The organism is Corynebacterium sp. UMB2355A (genome assembly GCF_033877495.1).
Lineage (GTDB): Bacteria > Actinomycetota > Actinomycetes > Mycobacteriales > Mycobacteriaceae > Corynebacterium > Corynebacterium pseudogenitalium.
This window is the reverse complement of the sequence record NZ_CP138855.1, coordinates 1,394,558-1,411,263: the sequence shown is the minus strand read 5'-3', so window position 1 is coordinate 1,411,263 and position 16,706 is coordinate 1,394,558. Positions and strand designations below refer to the sequence as shown.

At 63.2% G+C, this 16,706-nt stretch carries 14 protein-coding genes, 1 tRNA gene and 1 pseudogene; 3 read left to right on the top strand and 13 right to left on the bottom strand.

Features of this window, described 5'->3' with window-relative positions; all coding sequences use genetic code 11:
• Positions 1-6: 6 nt before the first annotated feature.
• From R0V12_RS06570 to R0V12_RS06555, 4 genes and pseudogenes are all read right to left on the bottom strand, one after another.
• A complete protein-coding gene (locus R0V12_RS06570) occupies positions 7-657 on the bottom strand; it encodes a DUF6198 family protein (RefSeq protein WP_071573679.1) in 651 nt (216 codons plus the stop codon).
• 88 nt (positions 658-745) lie between these two features.
• Positions 746-2,455, bottom strand: coding sequence for a bifunctional 3-(3-hydroxy-phenyl)propionate/3-hydroxycinnamic acid hydroxylase MhpA (mhpA, locus tag R0V12_RS06565; protein ID WP_320072349.1), 1,710 nt, complete (start codon positions 2,453-2,455; stop codon positions 746-748).
• 222 nt (positions 2,456-2,677) lie between these two features.
• Entirely contained in the window at positions 2,678-3,100 is a 423-nt protein-coding gene (locus R0V12_RS06560) for an SRPBCC family protein (RefSeq protein ID WP_255366105.1), read from the bottom strand.
• Positions 3,092-4,333, bottom strand: a pseudogene (locus tag R0V12_RS06555) (glutaminase); the annotation flags it as partial. The gene R0V12_RS06560 and the pseudogene R0V12_RS06555, both read right to left, overlap by 9 nt.
• 74 nt (positions 4,334-4,407) lie before the next feature.
• Here R0V12_RS06555 and R0V12_RS06550 point away from each other — a divergent pair.
• A complete protein-coding gene (locus tag R0V12_RS06550; RefSeq protein WP_320072348.1) occupies positions 4,408-5,835 on the top strand; it encodes an ATP-binding protein in 1,428 nt (475 codons plus the stop codon).
• Between the two features lie 78 nt (positions 5,836-5,913).
• Entirely contained in the window at positions 5,914-7,074 is a 1,161-nt protein-coding gene (locus R0V12_RS06545) for a globin domain-containing protein (protein WP_320072347.1), read from the top strand.
• Here R0V12_RS06545 and R0V12_RS06540 read toward each other — a convergent pair.
• The 3 genes from R0V12_RS06540 to R0V12_RS06530 are packed head-to-tail and all read right to left on the bottom strand — an operon-like array spanning position 7,046 to position 9,290.
• Positions 7,046-7,759 (bottom strand): helix-turn-helix transcriptional regulator, encoded by a 714-nt coding sequence (locus R0V12_RS06540; RefSeq protein WP_320072346.1) that lies wholly within the window; start codon positions 7,757-7,759, stop codon positions 7,046-7,048. The two genes, R0V12_RS06545 and R0V12_RS06540, sit on opposite strands and share 29 nt — an antisense overlap.
• Entirely contained in the window at positions 7,741-8,397 is a 657-nt protein-coding gene (locus R0V12_RS06535) for a helix-turn-helix transcriptional regulator (RefSeq protein ID WP_320072345.1), read from the bottom strand. Before R0V12_RS06535 ends, R0V12_RS06540 begins: the two co-directional genes overlap by 19 nt.
• Positions 8,398-8,453: 56 nt before the next feature.
• The gene (locus R0V12_RS06530; RefSeq protein ID WP_141742254.1) at positions 8,454-9,290 is read right to left on the bottom strand and encodes a hypothetical protein; all 837 of its coding nucleotides are present in this window, start codon (positions 9,288-9,290) and stop codon (positions 8,454-8,456) included.
• 127 nt (positions 9,291-9,417) lie between these two features.
• On the opposite strand from R0V12_RS06530, the gene R0V12_RS06525 reads away from it, so the two are divergent.
• Positions 9,418-10,731 carry a multicopper oxidase domain-containing protein gene (locus R0V12_RS06525; protein WP_320072344.1) on the top strand — a complete coding sequence of 438 codons (1,314 nt, stop codon included), beginning with the start codon at positions 9,418-9,420 and terminating at the stop codon, positions 10,729-10,731.
• Positions 10,732-10,741: 10 nt separating this feature from the next.
• On the opposite strand, the gene R0V12_RS06520 is transcribed toward R0V12_RS06525, so the two are convergent.
• The 6 genes from R0V12_RS06520 to R0V12_RS06495 all read right to left on the bottom strand — a co-directional run bounded on the left by R0V12_RS06520 (position 10,742) and on the right by R0V12_RS06495 (position 16,688).
• Positions 10,742-12,052, bottom strand: a complete 1,311-nt coding sequence (locus R0V12_RS06520) for a copper oxidase (protein WP_320072343.1) — start codon at positions 12,050-12,052, stop codon at positions 10,742-10,744.
• On the bottom strand, positions 12,053-13,519 hold the full coding sequence (locus R0V12_RS06515; protein WP_320072342.1) for an MFS transporter: 1,467 nt from the start codon (positions 13,517-13,519) through the stop codon (positions 12,053-12,055).
• 9 nt (positions 13,520-13,528) lie between these two features.
• Positions 13,529-14,527 carry a S66 family peptidase gene (locus R0V12_RS06510; RefSeq protein ID WP_288857640.1) on the bottom strand — a complete coding sequence of 333 codons (999 nt, stop codon included), beginning with the start codon at positions 14,525-14,527 and terminating at the stop codon, positions 13,529-13,531.
• The gene (locus R0V12_RS06505) at positions 14,527-15,120 is read right to left on the bottom strand and encodes a hypothetical protein (RefSeq protein ID WP_311475616.1); all 594 of its coding nucleotides are present in this window, start codon (positions 15,118-15,120) and stop codon (positions 14,527-14,529) included. The genes R0V12_RS06510 and R0V12_RS06505 overlap by 1 nt, the downstream gene beginning before the upstream one ends.
• Before the next feature lie 87 nt (positions 15,121-15,207).
• The gene (locus R0V12_RS06500) at positions 15,208-16,308 is read right to left on the bottom strand and encodes an FAD-dependent monooxygenase (protein WP_320072341.1); all 1,101 of its coding nucleotides are present in this window, start codon (positions 16,306-16,308) and stop codon (positions 15,208-15,210) included.
• A gap of 296 nt (positions 16,309-16,604) precedes the next feature.
• Positions 16,605-16,688 (bottom strand) — tRNA-Leu (locus R0V12_RS06495).
• Between the last annotated feature and the right edge of the window lie 18 nt (positions 16,689-16,706).

The following is a 16,706-nucleotide window of genomic DNA, read 5'->3' as shown; positions in this document are numbered from 1 at the left end:
ATTGCCTTAGTCGACCGGCTTCACCAGCCGCCGGGCAACCGGGGTGAACGCCCCCACGATAAACCCGAGAGTCAGCGCCGAGACGATCGTCGCCTCACGGGCAGCTTCAAAATGGCCGACCCACACGACGGAAAGCACCAACGCCAGCAACACACACACGATGTCGAAGACTAGCTTGACCTTGTAGAACGGTTTTCGACGCAGCGTCGCAACGGTAGCGACGAAGCCCTCGCCCGGCAGGAAGACGGCGTTGGCAGTAGCCAGAATCGCCACGCCAAAGCCGAGCACCACCAACCCGACCGCGACGAGTGCAACCTGCGCCGCGTAATTCGTCGACGCCAAAGGGCGGCACACATACATCCACCCGTCCAAACTCACGCTGCCGACAAGCAGCGCGGGCAGCTGCAGCCAGTACCGGCCCGGGAAGTCCTGGCGCAGCATCACCCACTGCGCCGCAATGAGGAACAGGTTCAGCGCAAACGTCCACCCGCCAAAGCTCAACCCGCCGATCAGCGTCATCGCATACACCGGCGACGAGACCGGCGGCGTGCCGAGCTGGCTCGTCGTCACAAGGGCGGTACCGGCCATCATCACCACAATGGCGAACACTGAATATGCGTAGTCTCTCGGCCGCGCCGAGTGTTTCGAGTCGCTCACTTGCGATACCTCCTTGATAAAGACTTGTTAAACACCAGGGACACCCAAACATTCCTGTCTGAGTGCCCCTGAAGTAGTCAGTATGTAATTACTGCACGCGCATGCTTGCAGCCTGCTTGTACGCCTCCCACGCCTGGCCTGCCTGGGCGTTGAGCGTTGCCACCGCAACGAACCTGTCCGGGCGGACAAGCACCGTACCAACCGCGCGGGTATCAAAGAAGCCCTTCAGCGCACCCGTGATATCCGAGACAACCTCGGTGTCCGCCGACACGTACTCCTTCGCCCACTCGACCTGCGTCGGGCTGACCGCACACACCAGTTTGACGTTCGCCTTTGCCATCTCAGCGAGCTGCTCCGGCGTGAACAGGCGGGCCGGGTCCACGCCCCAGGTCACCACGGCGTGGTTGAGGCCCAGGGCGTCGTCGAGAAGCACCTCAGCGCCGTTGTACTCGACCTTCGGCTGGATGATCTGCAAGCCCACCGGCGACAACTTGTTCACCGCAACGCGCGACGTGACGATGCGCGGGCGATGCGACGGATCATTCGAACGATCTGCAACGCCAGGCTTCAACGTCGCCTGATCCACCACCGCGCCACGGCCGTAGCGAGGCACCGGCTTGAACTTCATGTCCGCGAAGTACTCCTTGACACGCGGCGAAAGGTTCATCAGCTTCGCCGCCGTGTCGCGCACGAACGCCACCTTCTTATCCGTCGGCTTAATCACCGTGCCGAACGTCATCGACAAATCGATCATGGCCTTGGCGTGGTCGCGGCGCTCGACATCGTAGGTATCCAGCAGCTCCGGGCTGAAGTTGCCCTGCAGCACGCCAGCGAGCTTCCACGACAGGTTCGTCACATCGCGGATACCCGAGTTGTACCCCTGGCCCATCCACACCGGCATCAAGTGCGCCGCGTCACCGGCGATGAGCACGTTGCCCTTCCGGAACGTCCGCGCCATCCGGCCGTGGTGCGTGAACACGCGGCGGCGGATCACGTCCAGCTTCGTGCCCTCCGGGATGTGCTCCGACAGCAGCTCCTCGATGAAGGCATCCTCGTCGACTTTCTCGGTCGGCTCGTCATCAAACAGCATGAACTCCCAACGACGCACCCCGCGCGGCAGGCCAATGGACACGTACGGGCGGTTCGGGTCAGCACCGAGGTACACATTCGGGGCGCCCAGCGGATCATTATTGACGTCAACAACCACCCACCTTGTCGACGGCGACTTCCCCTCAAACTCCGTCCCCATCCACTTGCGCGTAAACGAACGGCCGCCTTCACAACCAACGAGGTACCTCGCGGTGATCTGCTCCTGCTCGCCCGTGCGCTCCTCCCCCTCTTCACCACGCACGACCTCAAAGGTCGCGCGGACGCCACCCTCAACCTCCTCGATCTTCACCAGCTCACGGCCAAACGTGGTGGTGACGTGCGGGAACCTCGCCAACCCATCGAAGGAGGCCTTATCCGCCAGCGGCTGCAGGAACCCAAACTTACGAGGCCACCCATACGGCTCACCCTGCGGGTTATTCGTCAGGATGACGTTGCCGGCACCATCGACCAAGCGCATGATGTGGTGCGGAATCGTGTACGGCCGGAACTCCTCCGCCAGGCCCATCGCCTGGATGGTGCGCATGGACTCGTCGTCGAGGCCGACCCCGCGCGGGTAGTCAATCAGCTGGTCACGCTTCTCCATGACCGCGACCGAAACACCACGGATGCCAAGCAGGTTCGCCAGCGCTAGGCCAACCGGTCCCGTACCGATGACCAGCACATCAACGTCTGCATTCAACTCTCCCAAGGTGTTCGCTCCTTGACTTTCGACAATAGACCCAGCGCAGTGAGTCACCTCACTTTCGCATGTGTTTCTAGTTCTAATCACAGGAGTAAGTTGACGCATCTCCAATTCCGCCTTTCGGAACATGTGAGAGCGGGTGCGCGCACCAGATTCCTTGTTTTTCTCGGGGCGGGTTTGCAAAAGCCCTGGTCACGGGAAGCGCCGCGAGGGAATTTGGTGCGCAGTCTACTCAGATTTGCTCTCGCGCTTGATCAGCGGCTCCAACTTGTCGCGGAGACGCGCCTTCCAGTCGGCGGCGGCCTCCTCGTAGCCTTCCTCGTGCGGGTGCATGCCGCGGTGGGTGAATTTGACGCGGGTGTCGCCGTCGGGGGCGTCTTCAAGCTCGAAGATGATGTCGGTGTCGTCCCACTCGGGGTCCTCGAGCAGGTTGCCGGTGGGCTCGACGCGCCAGACGAGGCGGTCGCCCTGCTCGGCTTCGGAGACGTAGAGCTCGGCGAATTGGTCGTCGTTTTGGAAGTGGAACTCGCCGCCGGCGGTGTCGGCGGAGCCCTCGATGGTTTCGTCCCACCACTCCTGTGGCCTGGTGATGGCGCGGAAGACTTCGGTGCGGCTCGCCGGGACCTCGAAGGAGGTGGAGAAGTCCTTCACGGCGCGGAATTTGGTGCCGTCGGAGAACTCGTAGTCGGGCATGGCGCCGTCGGGGTCGTAGATGGAGACGTCGAAACCTTGGTCGCGGATCTGCTTGATGCCTTCTTTAATCAGCAGGCGCCCGGCCTTGTTGAAGGAGGTGACGTGGGAGACGTCGAGCACCAGGCGGTTGCCGGCGAGGCGGTATTCGCCGAGGTCGTGGAGGATTTTCTCGGCGGCAGTGAAGTTGATCATGCCCTGGAGCTGCACGACGGTCTTCGCTTCTCGACGATCCACCGTCCGGATCCCTGGCGCCGCGTAGTAGTCGGCGCTCATCAGGTTGAGGCCGAGGGATTCGGAAAGCTCGCGGAAGATCTTCACGCCGCGTACCGAGTTGCCCTGTTTGTCCAGGCGCGGGCTGAGCGACGCGATGCCGAGCTGCCCCGGCATCGTGCCGATGAGGCCACCGGCCACGCCCGACTTGGCGGGGATGCCCACGTTGACCATCCAGCGGCCGGAGCCGTCGTACATGCCGGCGGACGTCATCACGGCCTGTGTCACCCGGCTAGCCGCAGCGGACATGATGCGCTCGCCGGTGATCGGCTGGACGCCGCCGTTGGCCAAGGTGGCGGCCATCACGGCGAGGTCGCGGACGGTGACCAGGATGGAGCACTGCTGCGTATACGAGTTCACGGCGTCGTGGGCCTGGTCCTGCACCATCCCGAACTCCCGTAGCAGGTGCGCGATGGACAGGTTGCGGTGCGCGGTGGCCAGCTCGTCGTCGAGGATGTCCTGGTCAATGCGCAGTTCGCGGCCCGCAAGGCGGGAAAAGAAGGACCGAATCTTTTCGACGCGGTCTTCGACGCTCGAATCCGCCCCGTTGATGAGTTGGTTCACGGCGATGGCGCCCGCATTGATCATGGGGTTTGAGGGGCGGTTGGTGGCGTCGTCAAGAGAGATGGCGTTGAAGGCCTCCCCTGAGGGCTCAACCCCCACAACCTTGTGCACTTCTTGGGCGCCGAGTTCCTCGAGTGCGAGGGCGTACACGAACGGCTTTGAGATCGACTGGATGGAAAACTCGTAGCTGTCGTCGCCGACGGAGTAGAGGTGGCCGGACGTGGTGCACACGGCGAGGCCGAGCTTGTTTGGGTCGGCGGTGCGCAGCGACTCGATGTAGTTGGCGGGCTCGCCGGCGTCGTCGTCGCGGACGAGGTCAAGGATCTTATCGAGGTACGCGGGCACTGGAGTTGGCATGCCGCCAGCTTACTTCCCACATAACATCCCACATAACATCCCACATGTGGGATGTTGGGTGGTATGTTGAGTTTATGCAGGCAGAAGAGTTATCGAAGATCGTCGCAGATCTGCGGTTGGTCGGTGAGACACCGCGAGTTGAGGTGAAATCGAACGTCGGGAAGAGCATCCTGGAGACGCTCTCCGCGTTTGCGAATACGCGGGGTGGGGTGATTCTCATCGGATTGAGCGAGGACGCATCCTTCGCCCCGCTCGATAGGTTCGATGCGCAGCGCGCCCAGGATGCGGTCGCGTCGCGCTGTGACCAGCTCTCACCAGTGCTTCGACCACTTGTCACGCCGGTGCCGTTCGAAGGGTCCGTGATTGTAGTCGTCGAGGTGCCCACCCTTCCCCCGCGCGAGCAGCCCTGCTACGTCAAGGAACGAGGGATGTACAAGGGCAGCTTTACTCGTACCGGGGAAGGCGAGCGGCGCCTCGAGCCCTACGAAATTGACCGCCTGCTCGAGGAACGCACCCAACCCACGTGGGATGAGGAGCCAGTGACAGACGCCTCCCCGGACGACCTGGATACCGACCTGCTCACCCCCTACCTCTCCCATCAGAAATCACTACGCCCGCGCACCTTCAAGCAGGGTGATGTAACAGCAATGCAGCGCCTACGCATCCTCGATGGCGAACACCCCACACTCGCTGCTCTTCTCACTATGGGTGAGTACCCGCAGCAGTTCTTCCCGCGTCTGACCATTACGTTTACTCTCTTGCCAGGCACTGAGATCGGGGAGGTCGCGGAAGGAATTCGGTTCCTGGACAACGCGACGCTCACCGGCACGATTCCCGAAATGGTCGAAGCGGGCGTCGAACTTGTGAAGAAGAACATGCGCACCGCGAGCGTCATCGGCGATGTGTACAGGAAAGACATGCCGGACTACCCGGTGGAGGCAGTACGCGAGGCGCTGGTCAATGCCGTCATGCACCGCGATTACTCCCCTGCCGCGCGCGGAGGCCAGGTCCAGATTATGATGTTCGCCGACCGTCTGGAGATCACGAATCCTGGGGGCCTCTACGGCGGAGTCACCACGGAAAACCTTGGCGACGCCGGGGTCAGCAACTCACGCAACCAGCGGCTTTCTACGTTCCTGGAGGAACTGCGCTTCGACGACGGCGGGCCCGTCGCGGAAAATCGCGGCTCCGGAATCGCCGTGATCGAACAAGCGCTTGCCAAAGCGCTCATGCCCCCACCGACGTATGCAAACTCGCTCACGCACTTCACGATCACCTTTCACAAACGCAGAATCATCGCAGCAGAGCGGCACGGGACGGCCATCGACCAAGTGAAAGATCTCCTTGCCACGAAGGAGTCCTGGTCCACGACCGAGCTCGTAACGGAGACGCAGCTGAGCCGAACAGCGGTCCAAAACGCACTCAATCGCCTGGTAGACGCCGGAGAGGCGGAGCGAACAGAGCCGCATAAGAGCCCCCGCCAGCGCTACCGCGCAACATAACATCCCACATAACATCCCACATGTGGGATGTTGGGTGGTATGTAGGGCATCCGATTAAACACGAGTATATTCGTGTTTATGTTCATTGACGAGAAACCGAACCCGAAGCAGGCCTACCTAAGCGACGAGCACGCCGAGATCATCAAGGCGACGCTCCCGCCGGTAGGCGCGAACATACAGACGATCACGAAGACCTTCTACAACAAGATGTTCACCGCCCACCCCGAGCTCATCGCCGACACGTTCAACCGCGGCAACCAGAAGCAGGGCGCGCAGCAGAAGGCACTGGCGGCGTCGGTGGCGACGTTCGCCACGCAGCTGGTGGACCCCGACGCGCCGGACCCAGTGATGATGCTGGACCGCATCGCGCACAAGCACGTCTCGCTGGGCATCACGGCGGACCAGTACCAGATCGTGCACGACAACCTGATGGCCGCCATCGTCGAGGTGCTTGGCGACGCCGTCACCCCAGAAGTCGCCGAGGCCTGGGACAAGGTGTACTGGCTGATGGCCGACGTCCTGATCAAGCACGAAGGCAAGCTCTACGAATCGGACGGCGTGGAAGCCGGCGACGTGTTCCGCACCGCCACCGTCACTGAGAAAACCCAGCTCAGCGACACCGTCTACGCCTACACCCTGGAGGGCGACTTCACGGCGCCGCGCCCAGGCCAGTACACGTCGGTCGGCGTGAAGCTGCCGGACGGCGCGCGCCAGCTGCGCCAGTACTCCATCATCGAAGGCGACGCCTCCCACTACCGCATCGCCGTGGAGACCGAGGGCGAAGTGTCCACGTTCCTGCGCGACCACGTCAACGTCGGCGACACCGTCGACGCCACGCTCGCCGCCGGCGACCTGGTGCTGCAGGCCGGCACAAACCCGGTTGTGCTGATCTCCTCCGGCATCGGGTCCACGCCGATGACCGGCATCTTGGGGCACCTCGCGGCGGAGGGCTCGCCACGCAAGGTCACGGTCGCGCACGCCGACGAATCGCAGCAGTCGTGGGCGCAGGCGGATGAGATGCGGATGCTCGTCGACAAGCTTGACGACGCCTCCCTGCACCCCTACTTCCGTACCGAAGGCCAGCGCCTCAATGTCTCTGACCTGGACGTTTCCGGCGCGGATGTGTACCTGTGCGGCGGCGAGGGCTTCCTGCAGTCCATCCGCGACGACCTGGCACAGCTCGACCCGGCGAACGTGTACTTCGAGCTGTTTAGTCCGAACGACTGGCTGATCGGTTAACCAGCCGGGCACCGCACTGCCCCTGCGCGTCGAACGGCATGAAGTCGAGGTGGTGGGGGCCGATGGTGGCGTCGATAAACCCCTGGTGCAGTGCGCAAATCGTGGCTGCGGGCGGGGTGCCGTCGGCGGCGACGAACGGGCACGCCTGCAGGCCGACCTCCACAGAGGCGTCGCCGTCAGCCTCGCGGACGAGCGGGTCGAAGCCCATCTCGCGCAGGGAGCGCAGCACCGCGTCGGCGAGCTCCTCGAAGTCCTCGGGCGGCTCCCCGAAACGGTCCGCGTTGCGCCGCGCCCACGCGCGCCCGAAATCGCGGGCTGCGTCCAGGTCGAAGCCGGCGAGCGACTCAATCAGCGACTCGACGAGCGCGACGTACTCGTGCATCACAGCGTGATGCTGCGGAGTGCGCGCGTGGTACACGTGCGAGGGGCGACCACGGGTGGTGCGGCTGGCCACGCGCCAGCCCACCAAACCGCGCTCCGCCAGCTCATCGATGTGGCCACGCACAGTATTGACGTGGATGCCAAGCTCCTTGCTCAGCTCGCTGAGCAAGGCACCCTCCGGGAAGGAATCGAGCGCATCGAGGACCTCACGCTGCTTCGGACTCAGCTCTGCCGCGCGGCGCATAAGTTCCGCGGTGGGCAGGGGGGCGGCGGCGTCGTCGATAGTCATAGTTCGATCTCGCACTGCGATGGTCGACTATACGGCAGCAGCTTGTGCACGATGCCGCCGCCGAGTTCATCCAGGTAGCCGGCGTGCAGGGCACAGATGACCGAACTTGGCGCGCTGACGCCCACCGTCGTGAACGGGCAGGCGTTGAGGCCAATGTTGCCGGACTGGTTTGGGTAGGAGGGGTCGAAGCCGAGGTCCCGCAGGATCGCGATCAGGGCGTTGAGCTGGGACGCACCGGAGGCGTCCGACTGCACCTCGCGGCCGTTGTGGGTCTGGCGCGCCCACTGACGGCCAATCTCCCGCGCCTTCTCCTCATCGCCCTCCGTGAGGCACTCCGCCATCGTCCTGACCAGGCCGATGTACTCGCGAGTCACGGTCGAGTGGTGCGGGGTGCGGGTGTGGAAAATGTTGCTCGGGCGGCCACGGCCCTCGCTCGGAGCCGTGGTGACCTGCACCAAATCCCGCGCCAACAACTCATCCAAATGCCCGCGGATCGTGTTGGGGTGCATCCCCATCTCCTTGGCAAGGTCGCCGACCTGCGCCCCATGCGGGTGCAAAGCCAGGCGATCAAGCACCTCGCGCTGCTTCACGCTCAACTCGGCGGCGCGGTCCATCAGGTCCGTCGTCGGTTGAGGCGGGGTCGCCGAATTCACGTGTCCTCCTTCGGTCAGAGCTACTGACCAGCTTAAACCGAAGTCGCCGATTTTCCCTATTCCAGGCCGTATTTATTGAAAGAACGTGACGAAGAGGTTATTTCGCACTTTCTCGCCATAACACCTGGTACTTCACTATTGGCCACCAACCACGTAGCCAGGTCAGTGTCAATCATGCGGGCGAGGGACAAGATTTGCGCGAATGCCTCCTCAACTGTTCTCCTTCTTTTTTCATTTCGATGCGTTTGTCCACGAAGTGGGACACCATTCAGTAACGGTTCATGATGCGCAACACGGTTTCGAAGTTCATTAATCTCTTGGCACAACTGATGAACCCACACACGAGAAAAAGTTATCGCTCTCGCCTTTTCAGGATGCTCATCCCGCTGACGTGCAGCTTCTCGCCTGCCGCCGGGGAATGCTTTTGCTAGAACTGGCCAGTTCCGCTCATTGTCAACCTTTCTGCGCCAAGGACCTCGGCCGGTATAACCGCCTTTATCAAACAGATTCGTCCAGAAGCCAAACATGCAGTTGGCCACTAGTCTCCCTGGTAAATCCCCACGTTCCGAGTTCAATCTCACGTGAGCAGGCAGACGTTCCCAAGCACTAGCCAAAGCCGTTCGCGACCGGTCGTCCAAAGGCATTTCCTGATACCACTGCACGCCCCATTTCTCGGTCAGAACAGCATGAATAGCCTCACGTAACGCAACTTCGAGGACCGCTAAATCGGCCATAAAGGCCATGGACAAATCGCGATTCCATACATAAAGTTCAAGCGCCTCATCGGCGCAATGATGAGACGTGTGTGATAGAAATGTCGCCATCCGAGCAGGTGAAATAGACCCCCATAACAGGTGGTGGCGCCCTGTAGGCGGCTGCACTGGATACGTCATTGTGCTATTGTAGCCAACGTAGTCCCTCGGATCTGGGTCACAGACATAGACTCTGTGTTCCCCCGAGGGTTTTTCTATGGGTGCCGAGCTTTCCCTATTTCGAACCATATTTATTACGATCGAGACCGTGAATAAAAAAGGGCAGACCTCCGACGGCCTGGCGTGGGGCATCATCGCCGTATTCGTGGCGCTCGTGGTGGCGTTCAGCGCGCTGAGCTCGACCGCAGGCGACAATCGCGGCCCGGAACCACTCGACACCAGCGGTGCCACCACGCTCGACGTCGACATCCAAGGCATGGCCTTCACGCCGAATCGTATCGACGTCCCCTCCGGTACCCGCCTCATCCTCACCATCACCAACTCCGACGACCAGCAGCACGACCTCAAGCTGGGCAACGAGTACACAGGCCGCATCGATCCCGGCGACACCGTCGTCCACGACTTCGGCGTCTTCACCGAGTCCACGCAAGGCTGGTGCACGATCGCCGGACACAAGGCGATGGGCATGGTGTTCGATGTCGTGGTCGGGTCGGCGAGCCCGAGCACTTCACCGAGCGTAGCGCCCAGACCGGTAGTCGCCGCGGATGGGCCTGACGACGGCCTGGTCTACCGCGACCCGGCGCTGCCTCCCGCGCCCGATGCTCCCGAAAGAACTGTCCACGAGCACACCTGGCACGTCACCGAAGGCGAGCGCCAAGTCGCGCCCGGCGTCACCCAACCCGTCTGGACCTTCGACGGAAAAATGCCAGGTCCCGTACTGCGCGGGCGCGTCGGCGACCTGTTCCGCATCACCATCGTCAACGACGGCACAATGGAGCACTCCATCGACTTCCACGCGGGTGAGGTCAACCCCGATACAAATATGGCCCAGATCGCTCCGGGTGAATCGCTCACGTACGAGTTCGAGGCCCGCCGCTACGGGATCTGGATGTACCACTGCGCCACCATGCCGATGAGCCTGCACATCGCCAACGGCATGTTCGGCGCCGTCGTCATCGACCCACCGGACCTCACGCCTGTCGACGCCGAATACGTCCTCCTCTCACACGAGGTCTTCCTCGGCGAGGACGGCGCCGACCCCGAGCGAGTCGCCGCCGGGCTCTACAATCTCACCGCGTTCAACGGCTACCCCAACCAATACCAGCACCGGCCGATTCCGGCCCGCGTCGGCGATACCGTCCGTGTGTGGATCTTCAACGTCGGCCCCGACAACCCCCTGAGCTTCCACGTGGTCGGCGAAATCTTCGACACCGTATTCAAGGAAGGCCAGTACCAGGTCCGAAACGCCACTGACACCGGTTCACAGGCGCTTGGGCTCCTCGCCGCCCAGGGTGGGTTCGTCGAGATGACCTTCGATGAACCCGGCACCTACACCTTCGTGAACCACCAGATGACCGACGCCGAAAAGGGACAGCGCGGCCAGTTCGTGGTCACCCCCTAGGTGACCGGGCTCAGGCAATCCCGCCGAAGGCCGCCACAATCGTGGCCACTAGCGCCAGCGCCAGGGCGGACTGCCCAGCGGGGCGCTCCACGTGGGCGCCCGCCACCGGGGCCTCGCGCTGCCCTCGCAGCACCGCCACCTGTGCTTTCACTGCCCTGCGCAGCAGCGGCAGGTACGCCACCAGCACGGCGAACACGAGCAGGCTCATCACCACTCGCAGCCAGGACTGCTCCGTCAGCAGCCACACCGTTAGCGCGAGGTTGTACAGCACGACCCGGAAGTAGGTGCCCCGGGACAGTTCCAGCAGCCCGGCGCGCACCGCCTTCGGCCCGCCGCCCATCGTGGTGGGCAGCAGGTAGCTCATGGTGCCGATCAGCAGGGGCGCCACGAAGCCGAGGAGGAGCGCCAGCGTGGGGATCTCCGGGACCGTCCGCACCAGGCCCACGGCGTACCAGAGCATCGTGCCGATCAGCCAGAACATCGCTACGAAGACGGACAGGCCTGGGTAGGTGATGCGGTCGCGCGGGTCGCGCAGGACGTCGATCACGTTGACCACGAAGCCCTGGAAGAGCCACAGCCACGCGCCGACGTAGACGAACGCGCCAACCGCGACTACCTGCGAAATTCCCAGCAGCGCGCCGGTAACCGCGCACGCAATCCCGGCCACCGCGCCCCAGATCGCCGCGCGGGTTCGGTCGCGCATGCCGTTAATCCGCCACATCGTTGGGAACAGCACGCTCAGGCTCGACATCGCGGCCAGGCCCACAAAGCCCGCGACGTTGGTGAACAGGTGCGCCTGGCGGATCTGCTCCTGCCAGGTGCCGGGCAGGCCCATCGACAGCGACGCACCGAAGCACACCCCGAACAGCAGGCAGGCAGCCGACGCCACGTACCCGACCGCGGCGGGCCGGTGCCGCTTCTCCGGGCCGGCATCACGCACCAGCCGGGCGAGCACCACCGCGTGCCACAGCACCGCACCTGCGACCAGCAACCCGCCGGCCCAGGTGACCAGCCAGTGCTGTTCCCACCAGCTGGCCAGGACCTGGCCCACCAGCACCAACACGACGCCGACGTTCAGGACCCAGGTGCGCCGCAGCTGGGCCGGGCGTGCCTCCTCGGGAAGGCGCTGCTGCAGGAAACGCTCGGTCAGGTTCACGCTCCACAGCACGATCGAGTTCGCCACGATACCGAGCGTGAAAATGTGAATCAGCAACCATGCCGGTTCAGGGAACAGCGTGTGGGTGAGCCCGATCAGGATGAACACCCACATCCAGATGCTCACCGGCTTGGACGCCTTCCGGTGCCAGCTGCGTGCGCTCATTTATGCCGCCACCTTCGCGTCGCCCGACTTCGGGTTATCGCGGAAGCACCACCAGGTCACCGCACCAAAGACCAGGGCCGAACAGGCGATCATCACAAGCACATTGTGGTACGCCCCGGCGTAGGCGGGGGCGGCAAGCGCGTTGGTGGAGGCGTCGTAAATTGCGTCCATGCCGATGGGCTGCAGCTCAGCCGGGAGGTTGCGCACCATCCACATAGGCAGCAACGAGCCAGTCACCGCGACGGTGACCAGGGTGCCGAACTCGTAGGAGACCTCCTCGACGCCCGCCGCCATACCGGAACGGTGCAGGGGCGCGGCGCCGATAATCGCGATGGAGGACACGCTCATCACCGAGCCCGCCGAAAAGCCCATCACGGCCAGCGCCGTAATCTCGATGCCGAGGCTGCCCGCGTCCGAACCCCAAATCAGAGCCGCGGCACCCGCAGCCGCGCCCAGGAAGCCGCCGCCGATCAGCGGCAGGAAGCCAATCTTGTGCAGGTAGGCGCCCCCAAGTGTCGACGCCGGAATCGCCGCCGCCGCCATCGCGATGATGGTGGCGCCGGCGTGGAGGGGGGAGAAGCCGTCGACAAGCTGAAGCTTCTGCGTGGTCATCAGCTCGGCGCCGGCCATGAAGAACATGCCGCCGGCTGCTGCGACGACGCCGCCGGTGAACATGCGGGACTTGAAAATGTCGAAGGTGAGCAGCGGGTCCGCCAGCTTCCCCTGGCGGCGCACGAACAACACCGCGCCGACGACGCACAGCACCACCGCCACCACGAACAGGGACCAGCCGGAGTTCGGGTTCGCCAATTCTTTGATAGCCATGGTCAGGCCCGACAGCGCGAACAGTGCGTACACCGAGGAGATAAGGTCCCAGTGCTTCGCCGGGTTCGGCATGTTCTCCGGGGCCAGCCAGAACGTCAGGGCCAGCGCGATGAGCACGATCGGCACGTTAATCAGGAAGACGGAGCCCCACCAGAACGCCTCCAGCAGCGCGCCGCCGACCAGCGGGCCCAGCGCCGCACCCACCACGGCCACCGACCCCCAAATGCCGATCGCGGTGTTGCGCTCCCGCTCGTCCGGGAACGTAAGGCGAATCAGCGCGAGCGTCGCAGGCATCATCACCGCAGCACCCATGCCGAGCAGCCCGCGCGCGCCAACCAGCAGCCACGCCGACGGCGCAAACGCCGCCGCCAGCGACGCCACCCCGAACACCACCAGCCCAACGATGAACATCAGGCGGTGGCCCAGCTTGTCCCCCAGCGTGCCCGTGCCCAGCAGCAGCCCCGCCAGCACCAGCGGGTAGGCGTTAATAATCCACAAGCCCTGGGTCGGGGTGGTGTGCAGCTGCTCGTTGAGCTCCGGCAACGCCGTATACAGAATTGAATTGTCCAGCCCGATCATCAGCAGACCGAGCGAAATCACTGCAAAGAAGGTCCAACGTTGACCCGGCGTCGAATCAGTCATAGCAACAAGCTACACCCGAGGAAAGCTAATCGACGCCTCTCCCCCCTCCACCGAAACATCCACACGCCCGCCGACCGGGAACGTCAGCAAGGGGTTCGTGTGCCCAAACGAAGCGTTCGCCACCACCGGCTTCCCCCTCAACTCAGGTATCGACGCCACCATCTCCTCCACCATCAACCTCGTGACACGGCTCGCGGTCTGGAAACGCCCAATCACCAACCCCTCAATTCCGTGACCATCCGGGGCCTGCAACAACGACACCAACTCACGTCGGAAATCCATCACGGTGTACTTCCCCGTCACCTCCGCAAACAACACCGCATCGTTCAGGGACGGCATGAACTCCGTGCCCGACAACAACCCCAACGTGCCCAAATTCGACCCAAGCGCAATCCCCTCCGCGCGGCCCTCCTGGATCACCCACCAGCCATCATCCGGCTCCTGCACACGACCATCCTGGTTAATAAACCAGTCATCGTCCGTGTACCAGTCCCCCGGCTCCCACACGATCGGCCCATCAGTAAACGCCGCCTGCACAAACGCGTCACGGGTCACCTCGCCGAAATCGCGCATCCCCAACGTCGACCAGTGCGGCCCCACGTACACCACCTGGCCCGTCTTCGCATACACCGCATTCGCCAACGCCGACACATCCGAATTCCCACACAAAAACTTCGGGTGCTCCGCAATCACGTCAAAGTCCAGGTGAGGCAGGATCTCGTTACTGGTAAAGCCGCCAATCACGCTCATGATGCCGTCGACGGATGGGTCGGAGTAGGCGTCGATAAGATCCTCAGCCCGCAACTTGCCCGGCGCAGACCAAAACATATCCGAGACCCGCACATTCGCCCCAAAACTCACCGACAGGCCAAGCTGCTCCAGGCGCCGCGTGGCCAACTCAGCCACAAAACGACCCGCCGGCCCCTGCTCCACATACGCCAACGAACGCGCCGGAGCCACCACACGCACATGATCACCCACCGACAACGGGCGAGGATACAACGCCATTAGTACAAATACACCGACGCGTTATTACCGCCCTGGCACCGGGCTCCCCCACCCGCCGGCCAGCACGACATCGTGTACGTCTGCCCCGTCACCGGGCTATACACGCTCAACGACCCCGGGAACTCACCAGTGGCCGCAGCCCGCTCATTAAACACAGCCAACACATTACCCGCGAACTCCGACGACGTATTCCCGGTCTCCGCCGTCGCGTTCGAGAACCCCGCACTCGACCCCATCGGCTCACGCCGGTTCACATTAGGCTTGCTGCCCTGGTTGCCGTTGTTGCCGTTGTTTCCGGCTTCCGGCGCGACCGTCTCAATCTCCGTCACGATCACCGGATCCTGCTGCTCGTCCTTCGTCCCGTCGGAGCGCACAACCAAAAACGCCACCGCTCCAGCCAACGCCAACAACACCAGCGTCCCCAACACCGACAACGCAACCACCAGGCCGGTGTTGCTCTTCTGCTGCGGCTGGTACGGCGGCTGCGGCTGATATGGCTGCTGGTAGTACGGCTGCTGGTACTGCTGTTGCTGCTGGGTCGCCCACTCGTTGGTGCCAGGGTGGGTGTCGTCGGGCTGGTACGGGTTCGTCATGAGGGGCTTCCTTCAGGGATATGCAACAATACTGCAGCTCACCTTACTAGGTGCGCGCTGCTCATATAGGCGGGCGGCCCCATATTTCTATAGCGCCGGCATCTGCCATGCAGTCACCGACTGCACCTGGCGCTGACTCACCGAATCCGGCACGCGCCCAAGCACCCAATTACGTATCGACGCCACCTTCCTTCCTCCGGCGTGAATAGCCCGCCCAACGAGCCGGGACTGACGCGCAATCGTTTGGCTCCTCCGAAGGCGGTACTCATCGTAGGTGCGAATGTCCTGGGTGCCGTTGAGAAGGAGAGCGGAAAGGACAGCGACGTCCTCAAGTCCCTGGCACGCCCCCTGCCCAAGATTCGGAGTCATGGCGTGTGCCGCATCCCCGACGAGCACCACTTTGCCGTTGCAATAAGTGGGTAGCGGTGACACCAACTCTTGGATCGGCAAAAGCTGGATCGACTCGTCAGGTGTTGCGCGCAGCAGGTCCGGGATGGGGTCATGCCAGGAGGCAAAGGTGCTTTTGAGCAGGTCAAGGCGAGCCTCGCCCGGTGTGGCCTCTGCCCCGGAAAGAACGGCGAACCAATAGACGCGGCCGTCGTGAAGTGGGACGGCGCCGAAGCGAGCGCGCTCGCCCCAGGTCTCGAAGACGGCGTCGTAAAGCGGGCCATCGCTGACGCCGCGCCAGGCGTTGCAGCCCGCGTAGGCGATACCAGGATCATGAAAGCAACTACGCCGAACCGCGCTGCGGATCCCATCCGCGCCGACCACGACGTCGAAACGCTCGACTTTGCCATCGGCGAAAGTGACCGTTCCGGTCTGCGCCTCAACGTCCACGGCCTCGGCGGACGTGTGGACGAGCGTTTCGGGCAGGTGCTTGAGCAGCAGCGTGTGGAGCTCCGCGCGATCAATGCCGAGCCCATCCGCTGGAATACACGACAACCACTCCCCCTCCGGGCACCGAATCCCACCCCGCACAAGGGTCTGCCCCCACTGGCGATGACGGAACGCAGCCCCAATCCCTAACGCATCAAGTGCCGTAAGTCCGTTTTCGGCCAACGTGATCCCTGCACCCGTACCGCGGATGTGTCCGTGGCGCTCATACAACTGCACGTCCACCCCACCACGATGCAGGGCCGCACCCAGCGCGAGACCCGAAATACCAGCACCGATAATGCCAACTCTCATGATTTTCGAGGATAGCGAGTGTAGCTGGCGCCTGTGAGGAACTTTGCACCAGATTCCGGGTTTGCATTTTCGCGACCTGGGGAAACGCCGCTCGGGTTGCTTGAAAATGGGGATTGTGGTGCACAGGAAACTCGCAGGAGTGCCAAATCTGACATCGTTTAACATCTAGCACTTTTCTGAACTGGCACTTTAAATGGCCGGACCAAATCGGGTTGCGTCTTTTGGCACTCGCATCCCTTTGCAAGAACCCAAACGCAAAAAGAACCGGCCCTCCCGAAGGAGAGCCGGTCCGTTTGTGCCCGGGGGGGGACTTGAACCCCCACGTTCTTGCGAACACTGGCACCTGAAGCCAGCGCGTCTGCCAATTCCGCCACCCGGGCGGGCACTGGAACAATATA

Coding starts and splice junctions, on each gene's coding strand:
- R0V12_RS06510 (WP_288857640.1), bottom strand. CDS start 14,527: ATGGCGTTGTATCCTCGCCCGTTGTCGGTGGGTGATCATGTGCGTGTG.
- R0V12_RS06500 (WP_320072341.1), bottom strand. CDS start 16,308: ATGAGAGTTGGCATTATCGGTGCTGGTATTTCGGGTCTCGCGCTGGGT.
- R0V12_RS06515 (WP_320072342.1), bottom strand. CDS start 13,519: ATGACTGATTCGACGCCGGGTCAACGTTGGACCTTCTTTGCAGTGATT.
- R0V12_RS06550 (WP_320072348.1), top strand. CDS start 4,408: ATGCAGGCAGAAGAGTTATCGAAGATCGTCGCAGATCTGCGGTTGGTC.
- R0V12_RS06505 (WP_311475616.1), bottom strand. CDS start 15,120: ATGACGAACCCGTACCAGCCCGACGACACCCACCCTGGCACCAACGAG.
- R0V12_RS06545 (WP_320072347.1), top strand. CDS start 5,914: ATGTTCATTGACGAGAAACCGAACCCGAAGCAGGCCTACCTAAGCGAC.
- R0V12_RS06520 (WP_320072343.1), bottom strand. CDS start 12,052: ATGAGCGCACGCAGCTGGCACCGGAAGGCGTCCAAGCCGGTGAGCATC.
- R0V12_RS06530 (WP_141742254.1), bottom strand. CDS start 9,290: ATGACGTATCCAGTGCAGCCGCCTACAGGGCGCCACCACCTGTTATGG.